The sequence below is a fragment of the Agromyces humi genome (genome assembly GCF_009720255.1).
GTDB lineage: Bacteria > Actinomycetota > Actinomycetes > Actinomycetales > Microbacteriaceae > Agromyces > Agromyces humi.
The window spans coordinates 1-6,712 of record NZ_WJSP02000197.1 but is presented as its reverse complement, the minus strand read 5'-3'; the positions used below and the strand labels follow the sequence as shown (position 1 = coordinate 6,712).

5 protein-coding genes and 1 pseudogene are annotated in these 6,712 nt (G+C 71.2%); 4 read left to right on the top strand and 2 right to left on the bottom strand.

Annotation, left to right across the window (positions count from 1 at the left end):
- The 4 genes and pseudogenes from GH736_RS14545 to GH736_RS14530 form a co-directional block, all read left to right on the top strand.
- Positions 1 to 183 (top strand): annotated as a pseudogene (locus GH736_RS14545) (hypothetical protein); the annotation flags it as partial.
- A 37-nt stretch (positions 184 to 220) separates the two neighbouring features.
- Positions 221 to 541, top strand: coding sequence for a ferredoxin (gene fdxA / locus GH736_RS14540; protein ID WP_159604554.1), 321 nt, complete (start codon positions 221 to 223; stop codon positions 539 to 541).
- A 2-nt stretch (positions 542 to 543) separates the two neighbouring features.
- Positions 544 to 1,659, top strand: a complete 1,116-nt coding sequence (dapC, locus tag GH736_RS14535; RefSeq protein WP_159604552.1) for a succinyldiaminopimelate transaminase — start codon at positions 544 to 546, stop codon at positions 1,657 to 1,659.
- Between the two features lie 155 nt (positions 1,660 to 1,814).
- The gene (locus tag GH736_RS14530; RefSeq protein ID WP_235934254.1) at positions 1,815 to 3,125 is read left to right on the top strand and encodes a citrate synthase; all 1,311 of its coding nucleotides are present in this window, start codon (positions 1,815 to 1,817) and stop codon (positions 3,123 to 3,125) included.
- A 57-nt stretch (positions 3,126 to 3,182) separates the two neighbouring features.
- On the opposite strand, the gene GH736_RS14525 is transcribed toward GH736_RS14530, so the two are convergent.
- Together GH736_RS14525 and GH736_RS14520 are read right to left on the bottom strand one after the other, a co-directional pair.
- Positions 3,183 to 5,759 (bottom strand): penicillin acylase family protein, encoded by a 2,577-nt coding sequence (locus GH736_RS14525; protein ID WP_159604550.1) that lies wholly within the window; start codon positions 5,757 to 5,759, stop codon positions 3,183 to 3,185.
- An 84-nt stretch (positions 5,760 to 5,843) separates the two neighbouring features.
- Positions 5,844 to 6,689: a DapH/DapD/GlmU-related protein gene (locus tag GH736_RS14520; RefSeq protein ID WP_407922351.1), complete on the bottom strand. Its 846-nt coding sequence runs from the start codon at positions 6,687 to 6,689 to the stop codon at positions 5,844 to 5,846.
- Between the last annotated feature and the right edge of the window lie 23 nt (positions 6,690 to 6,712).

Below are 6,712 nucleotides of genomic sequence, written 5' to 3'. Positions count from 1 at the left end.
GCCGCAGCCGGCGTCATCGGCGTGGTGGCACTCCTGACGCTGCCCGGTCCGGGCGGGTCGGTGCTCGTCGCCGGCGACGTCGTCGGCACCGTGTGGGCGGTCGGCCCCGCCCTCATCGCCGTGCTCGTCGTCGCGTGGCCCGACCTGCCCCAGAGACGCACCGCGCCCGTCGCCGACGCATAGACTTGAGTTCCAGCCTTCGAGAGGACAGCGAGCCACTGTGACCTATGTCATCGCCCTGCCGTGTGTCGACGTCAAGGACCGCGCCTGCATCGACGAGTGTCCCGTCGACTGCATCTACGAGGGTGAACGCTCGCTCTACATCCACCCCGACGAGTGCGTCGACTGCGGTGCCTGCGAGCCGGTCTGTCCCGTCGAGGCGATCTACTACGAGGACGACCTTCCCGATGAGTGGGCCGACTACTACAAGGCCAACGTCGAGTTCTTCGACGAGGTCGGCTCGCCCGGCGGCGCCGCGAAGGTGGGCGTGATCCCCAAGGACCACCCGCTCATCGCCGCGCTGCCGCCCCAGGCGCACTGACGATGGCGCTCGGAGCGCTGCCCGACTACCCCTGGGACCTCATGGCGCCCTACGTGGAACGCGCGGCGGCGCATCCCGGCGGACTCGTCGACCTGTCGATCGGCTCGCCCGTCGACCCGACGCCCGACGTCGTGCGCGACGCGCTCGCCCGGGCGACCGATGCGCACGCCTACCCGCAGACGGTCGGCACCCCGGCCCTGCGCGCTGCGATCGTCGAGTGGTTCGCACGCCGCCGCGGCGTCCGGGGCCTCGACGCGGCATCCGTGCTGCCCACCATCGGCTCCAAGGAGCTGGTGGCGCTGCTGCCGTTCATGCTCGGAGTGGGCGAGGGCGATGTCGTCGTGCATCCGCGTGCGGCGTATCCCACCTACGAGATGGGCGCGCTCTTCGCCGGGGCGCGGGCGTTCGCGTCCGACGAGCCCGCCGAGTGGCCCGCGGCGACCCGGCTCGTCTGGCTGAACACCCCGGGCAACCCCGATGGTCGCGTGCTCTCGGTCGAGGAGCTGCGGGCTGCGCGCGACCGTGCCCGCGAGCTCGGCGCCGTCATCGTCAGCGACGAGTGCTACGCCGAGCTGGGCTGGGACGGACCGTGGGCGGAGCAGCGCGTGCCGAGCCTGCTCGACTCGCGCGTCACCGACGGCGACACGCACCACACGCTGGCGATCTACTCGCTGTCGAAGCAGTCGAACATGGCCGGCTACCGTGCGGCCTTCATCGCCGGATGCCGCGAGTCGATCGCCCGCCTCACGAACGTGCGCAAGCACGCGGGGCTCATGCTGCCGGCGCCGCTGCAGGAGGCCATGGTCGCCGCGCTTGCCGACGAGCAGCACGTCGCCGAGCAGAAGGAGCGGTATCGCGCTCGTCGCGACCTGCTCCGTCCGGCCCTCGAGGCCGCCGGATTCCGCATCGACCGGAGCGAGGGCGGCCTCTACCTCTGGGCCACCGAGGGCCGCGACGCATGGGAGTCCATCGCCCGGCTCGCCGACCTCGGCATCCTCGCGGGGCCGGGGCACTTCTACGGGGTGCACTTCCCCGAGCATGTGCGACTCTCGCTCACCGCCGACGACGAGCGGGTCGCCGCGGCATCCGCTCGCCTTCGGGCATCTGCGGAGGCCTGAGCGCCGTCACTGTGCCATCCGCCAATGGAAGGCCCGATGTCTTGGGGGATGCGACAGTGTGCCCGGAGCACGTCTAGGCTGTATTCGGACCTCGGCCGGCTCGGCCCCTGTCCGGAAAGCAGGTGACCGCGCAAGTGACGATCACAGGAGGCGCCGTGAGCGACGTCGTGAACCAGGCCGACGGGAAGACCCCCGCCACCGCCAGCCTCTCCTTCCCGGGCGGCGTCGCGGAGTTCCCGATCCAGCCGGCGATCGACGGCAACTCCAGCATCGACGTGTCGACACTGACCCGGCAGACGGGCCTCACCGCCCTCGACTACGGCTTCGTCAACACCGCGTCGACGCGGTCGAAGATCACCTACATCGACGGCGAGCAGGGCATCCTCCGTTACCGCGGCTACCCGATCGAGCAGCTCGCCAAGGGGTCCACCTACCTCGAGGTGGCCTGGCTCCTCATCTACGGCCAGCTCCCCACGGCCGACGAGCTGGGCGAGTTCGACGAGAAGATCCGCCGCCACACGCTCCTCCACGAGGACCTCAAGCGGTTCTTCTCCGCGTTGCCGCACACTGCGCACCCCATGTCGGTCCTGTCGAGCGCCGTGTCGGCGCTCTCGACCTACTACGAGGACTCCTCCGACCCGCACGACCTCGACCACGTCGAGCTGACGATGGTGCGCCTGCTCGCGAAGCTCCCCGTCATCGCGGCCTATGCGCACAAGAAGAGCATCGGGCAGGCGTTCCTGTACCCCGACAACTCGCTGAGCTTCGTCGACAACTTCCTGCGCCTGAACTTCGGCAACATGGCCGAGCCGTACGAGATCGACCCGGTGCTCTCGAAGGCGCTGGATCGCCTGCTCATCCTCCACGAGGACCACGAGCAGAACGCGTCCACGTCGACCGTGCGCCTCGTCGGCTCCACCGGTGCCAACCTCTACGCGTCGATCTCCGCGGGCATCCAGGCCCTCTCCGGGCCCCTCCACGGCGGCGCCAACGAGGCCGTGCTGCAGATGCTCGCCCGCATCCAGGACTCCGGCGAGGGCGTCGCGAAGTTCGTCGAGCGCGTCAAGCGCAAGGAGGACGGGGTGAAGCTCATGGGCTTCGGGCACCGCGTCTACAAGAACTACGACCCGCGCGCGAAGCTCGTGAAGGAGTCGGCCGACGAGGTGCTCGCCGGGCTCGGCGTCAACGATCCGCTGCTCGACCTCGCGAAGGAGCTCGAGCAGATCGCCCTCGAGGATGACTACTTCAAGGAGCGTCGTCTCTACCCGAACGTCGACTTCTACACCGGCGTGATCTACAAGGCGATGGGGTTCCCCACGCGCATGTTCACGGTGCTGTTCGCGATCGGGCGCCTGCCCGGCTGGATGGCGCACTGGCGCGAGATGAACCTCGACCCGCAGACGAAGATCGGTCGCCCGCAGCAGCTGTACGTGGGCGAGCCCGAGCGCAACTACCCGTCGGCCTGAGCGCCCGCGCGGTCGGCCCTTCGCGGGCGTGACGCGCGGCGACTTCGTCGTCAACCGTCAGCCGCCGGCCGGCGTGAGGCGCAGGGTCTGCGTCGCCGCGTCCTGCACGGCCGCGAGGGTGAACGGCCAGGCACGGGTCTCGCCTCGCTCCCAGAGCGGCGCCTGGTCGGCGTAGTGCGGGTCGAAGGCGTGGCCTGACGCGCCCGTGAGGTTGATCCAGCGGGAGTCGTCGAAGCCGTTGAGGTCGACGACCATGCGCAGCGACGGCACCCAGTCGACGCCGTAGCCATCGCGGGCGTCCCAGCCCATCGCGTTGACGATGGCCGAGCCGCCGCCGAGCTCGTAGGGCCCGCGGTTGAACAGCCATTCGATGGGGGCGATGCCCGACTCGCCGAAGCTCTGGTTCGTGAGCGTGAGGGTGTGCAGCCGTCCCCAGCGCCAGCCGTCGGGGTCACTGCCCATGCGGTCGGATGCCTCGGCCCACGCCTGGTCGAGCGCGTGGGCGAGCATGGCATCGCGGCCGGCGACGCCGTCGCGCTCGTTCGTCCACCACGACGCGTCGGGTTGCCCGAGGAGGGTGCCGACGACGCTGAACCACCGGTCCCCGCCCACGGGGCGGGTCTGCTCGGGGAGGCCGCCGAACATGTCGTCGAGGAGGGTGCGCCAGAACACGGCGAAGTACGCGGCCTCGGCGCTGTCCACGTCGGCCCGGGCGTTCCACCCGTCGAGGAGTTCGGCGCCGCGCGCGGCATCGCCGTCGAGGTCGAGGCCGGCGATGACGGGGAGGAGGGCCGCGGCGTTGGCGTCGGCCGTGTCGAGCTGGATCGACTGGAGGTCGTCGGCCGTGATCTTCCCACCCGCCGCGATGCGCTCCTGCAGCATGCGCTCGATGCCCGAGGCGCGGTAGCCGAGATCCCAGTCCTGAGTGAGCACCGGTCCGGCCGAGCTCACCGCGTTGTTGGCGGTGACGAGGTACCCGCGCGCGGGGTTGAGCACCGACGGCAGCTGGTCGAACGGGATCGTGCCCGACCAGCCGTTCGCGCTCGTCCACCCGGGCAGCGGCACGGTGCCGTCGCCGGCACGGCGCACCGGGATGGATCCCGGAGTCTGGTACCCGATGTTGCCGTCGACGTCGGCGTACACCAGGTTCTGGGCGGGCACATCGAACAGCGAGGCGGCCGACCGGAACGCGTTCCAGTCCTGGGCGCGGTTCATCGCGAAGATGGATGCGGGCGTGCGGCCGGGCGTGAGCGCGGTCCACTGCAGCGACAGCGCGTACTCGCCGTCGGGCTGGCCGGATGCCGCCGGGTATCCCTCGGCGACGTCGGCGAAGTCCGCGCTGACGTCGGTGACGATCGGGCCCCTGGCGGTGGACCGCACCGTGATCGTGACGGGGTCGCCGCCGGCCACCTCGATCGTCTCCTCGCGGAGCGTGAGGGGGTGCGACATGCCGTCGAACGCGTAGGTGTCACCGTCGACGCGTTCGAGGAAGAGGTCGGCCACGTCGGGGCCGAGGTTCGTGAACCCCCAGGCGATGCGCTGGTTGTGGCCGATGATCATGCCGGGCAGGCCCGAGAACGTGTACCCGGCGACGTCGAAGCCGCAGGCCTCGCCGATCTCGGCGCAGTGCAGGCCCATCTGCGTCCAGATGGAGGGCATGGTGGGGCCGAGGTGCGGGTCGTTGGCGAGCAGCGGGAGCCCCGACGCCGTGTGCGCACCCGAGACCACCCACGAGTTCGAGCCCAGGTCGCCGCCCTCCGGCCCGAGCAGTTCGGGGATGCCGTCGAGCAGGTCGGCGAGCTGCGCGACGGGCGCCGCCGACGCATCGAGCGTCGCGGCATCCGGGACGGTCGCAGTGGCGGCGGCCTCGTCGGGGAGGGGCACGATCTCGGTCGCGGCGGGTGCGGCGGCGACGGGCCCCTCCATGATCGTCGGCATCTGGCCGAACGGATACGGGGGGTGGAGCCGGGCGACCTCCTCGGGCGGCACCGCCGTCGCCAGCAGGGCGCGGTCGATCTCGTCCTCGAGGTTCGAGCGCAGGTCCCACGCCATCGCCTTCAACCAGGCGATGGAGTCCACCGCGGTCCACGGCTCGGGCTCGTAGCCGGGGTTCTGCAGCCCCAGCACCGCGTACTCGAGCGAGAGATCGGCACCGTCGCGGTCGCCGAGGTACGCGTTCACGCCCTCGGCGTAGGCGTCGTAGTACGCGCGCGACGTCGGGTCGAGCAGCGCGTACTCCTGCTCGGCGACGCCGCGCCAGTCGAGCGTGCGGATGAACGCGTCCGTCGCCACCTGCGACTCGCCGAAGAGCTCCGCCACGCGGCCGGCCGTGACATGCCGCCGGAAGTCCATCTCCCAGAAGCGGTCCTGCGCGTGCACGTAGCCCTGCGCGAAGAAGAGGTCGTGGTCGGTCTCGGCGACCAGCTGCGGAATCCCGGCGTCGTCGCGGTACACGATCACGGTCGCGTCGAGGCCGGCGACGTCGACCTGGCCGCTCGTGGCGGGGAAGGAGCGCTGCACCGTCCACCAGCCGAATCCCGCGGCGGCGCCGCCGACGACGAGCACCGCGATGAGCACGACGGTCAGGACGGCGAGGCCGCGATGTCTGCGGGTGCGCGGTGCGTCGGTGCCCACGTCACTCCTTCGTGATGCGCATGGCGACGGCCGCCCAGCGGCGGCCTGAGCACCCCACTGTAGTCGACCGGACAGGCCCGCGCGTCAGGCGTGCAGGGCGGCGTTGAGGGCGACGCCCTCGCCGGTGCGGGAGAGCACCTCGACCTGCCCGTTCAGCGAGTTCCTGCGGAACAGGAGGTTCGGCACGCCGGACAGCTCCACCGCCTTCACGGTGCGTCCCGCCTCGCCCGCGCGGCCCAGGACGACGACCTTCGTGCCCGCGGTGACGTAGAGGCCCGCCTCCACCACCGAGTCGTCGCCGATCGAGATGCCGATGCCCGAGTTCGCGCCGAGCAGGGCGCGCTCGCCGATGGCGACCCGCTGGGTGCCCCCGCCCGAGAGGGTGCCCATGATCGAGGCGCCCCCGCCGATGTCGCTGCCGTCGCCGACGACCACGCCCTGCGACACCCGGCCCTCGACCATCGACGTGCCGAGCGTGCCGGCGTTGAAGTTCACGAAGCCCTCGTGCATGACCGTGGTGCCGGGGGCGAGGTGGGCCCCGAGGCGAACGCGCGAGGCATCCGCGATGCGCACCCGCTCGGGGGTGACGTAGTCGAGCAGTCGCGGGAACTTGTCGAGACCCGTCGCGTGGATGCCCGCGCGCTGCAGCGTCGGCCGCAGGCGGTCGAAGTCGGCCGGATGCACCGGGCCGGCGTTCGTCCACACCACGGCGGGCAGGTGCGCGAAGATCCCGTCGAGGTTCACCTCGTTCGGTCGTGCCAGCAGGTGCGACAGCACGTGGAGGCGCAGGTAGGCGTCGGACGTGCTCGCCGGCGGCGCGTCGAGGTCGACCTGATGCGCTACGCCTTCGTCGCCGCCGGATGGATGCTTCCATGGCTTCGCGGGCGGCTCCCGTACCGCTATTGGCGCAAGGTCGTGACGGCCGCGCAGGGAATCGCCCTCACCCTCGCGGC

What these genes read in the sequence shown, in the direction of transcription:
- dapC (WP_159604552.1), top strand. Translation starts at nt 544, where the DNA reads ATGGCGCTCGGAGCGCTGCCCGACTACCCCTGGGACCTCATGGCGCCC.